Here is a 1,640-nt window from a genome sequence, read left to right as displayed (position 1 = left end):
GAGCGCGCCCGCCGCCACGCGGCGGGCCACCCGGCCCGCGGGTGAACCGGATCGCTCCCGGGTCGCCCGTGGGCCCACGGGCCGCTCCACCGTCACGCGCTGTCGTTGCTTGCTGCCCATCACCGTTCTCCCGTCTCGGTCCTCACGTGCCGTACTTGGTCAGCAGTTCCTCGATCGCGGCCTGCGGCGAGGGGCACGCCTGGCGCACGCGGTAGTCGTGCAGCCGGTCGTGGGTCTCCCGGTCGAGCCGCAGCCAGCGGTGTCCGCCGAAGTACCGCTCGCGCAGTTCGTGCCACCGTGCGGCGGGCATCCGGTGGTGCGCCTCGCTGTCGGCGGGCAACTGCGCGGTGGCCAGCCGCCCGTCGCGGGCGTGGAAGACCGTCCCACCGAACAGCAGCCGCAGCGGCACGTCCCCGTCCAGGACCGCGTGCAGGTAGCTCGCCGACGCCAGGTCGAGATCCTGACCGCAGGGCACCGGGACGTCCACGGTGGTGCCGCCGGTGAACCCGGGCACCACCACCGTCGGCCGGGCCCACACCAGGTCGCCGAGGCTGTCGGCCCACTGTCCGTCCGTGCCGAACACGGCACGCAGCCGCCCGCGGGTGTCCGGGTCGTAGTCGCGCAGCGCGGCGGCGATGCGCACGGACACCGACAGCACGAGGCAGTGCACCCGCACGGGCCCGTCCGCCCCCGGCGCCGTGCCGATCTCCACCGACAACCGCAGCGTGGGCACGGTCGCCATCGGTTCCGCCGTCACACCGGCGACGCGCCAGGTGAACGACGGCGCCACACCCGTCCCCGCGCTCACGGTGGCGAGAGGTTCGGCATACCGGGCAGGATCGGGTCCTTCGTCGCGGGACGGACCCCGGTGGACCGCGCCGCGGTCGAGGTCCCGTCCGGCAGGTGCCCCGGTTGCTTCTCGTAGTGCCCGGTGCTGTTGCCCTCCCGCACACCCCGGGTGTGCGAGGGGAGGTCGGTGCTCACGTCCGGCCTGCCGACCCGGATCCGCGCCGGGCGCCGGCCCGTAAACCGGTGAAGAACTCCTCGATTCCCCGCCATACCTCGTCACCTCCTGTCATTCCGCTCCACTGGTGTCGTACCCGCGCGGTGAGCCGGTAACAGTCGTCCACCCCGACGAGCCAGTGTTCGTCCCGGCCCCGGTGGGTCAGCAGCGCCACCACCTCGGTGTCCAACAGCTCCGCCAGATCCGGGTTGGCCTCCTCGACCCGCCGCCACGCCGGTTCGTCCACGGCCGCGCCGACGACGCCGAGCGGACTCGGGTAGTGCGCGGTCACGAACGGCTCCGCCCGGTCGCCGGTGGGCTCGTGCCGGACGAAGAACGCCAGCCGGACCGGGACACCGAGACCGGCCCACACCACGTCGTCGATTCGCAGGTCCGGCAGGGGTCTGCGCAGGTGCGGCACCGTCCGGTAGCGCCCGCCTGCCGCCTCCTTGCGGTCGAACAGCAGCCCGCACGCGCGGCACGCGCACGAGATCCGCTGTCCGGTCACCTCCAGCAGGTGCGGGTGCTCCTCCGGCAGCGGTTCACTGCACAGGTCGCAGTGATGTTCGGCGGCGTCGGCCGCCCCGCCCGGTGCCCCGGCCGGGCCGGTGGACCGCGTGTGCGCCCACGACGCCGC

Annotated in this window: 3 protein-coding genes; all 3 read right to left on the bottom strand. The window is 74.1% G+C overall.

Translation table 11 applies throughout. The features are described 5' to 3' along the window. Positions 1–142 precede the first annotated feature (142 nt). The gene (locus ACTIR_RS0113405) at positions 143–808 is read right to left on the bottom strand and encodes a DUF6084 family protein (RefSeq protein ID WP_026454666.1); all 666 of its coding nucleotides are present in this window, start codon (positions 806–808) and stop codon (positions 143–145) included. Then, entirely contained in the window at positions 805–984 is a 180-nt protein-coding gene (locus ACTIR_RS23260; protein WP_199285624.1) for a hypothetical protein, read from the bottom strand. The genes ACTIR_RS0113405 and ACTIR_RS23260 overlap by 4 nt, the downstream gene beginning before the upstream one ends. Then, a partial coding sequence (locus ACTIR_RS0113395) for a DUF5947 family protein (protein ID WP_026454665.1) occupies positions 981–1,640 on the bottom strand: 660 nt, incomplete at its 5' end. The genes ACTIR_RS0113395 and ACTIR_RS23260, both read right to left, overlap by 4 nt.

Origin of the sequence: Saccharomonospora iraqiensis subsp. iraqiensis (assembly GCF_000430445.1) — a bacterium.
Lineage (GTDB): Bacteria > Actinomycetota > Actinomycetes > Mycobacteriales > Pseudonocardiaceae > Saccharomonospora > Saccharomonospora iraqiensis.
Note: the sequence above shows the minus strand (reverse complement) of the source record. Positions and strands in the feature narration are given on the sequence as shown.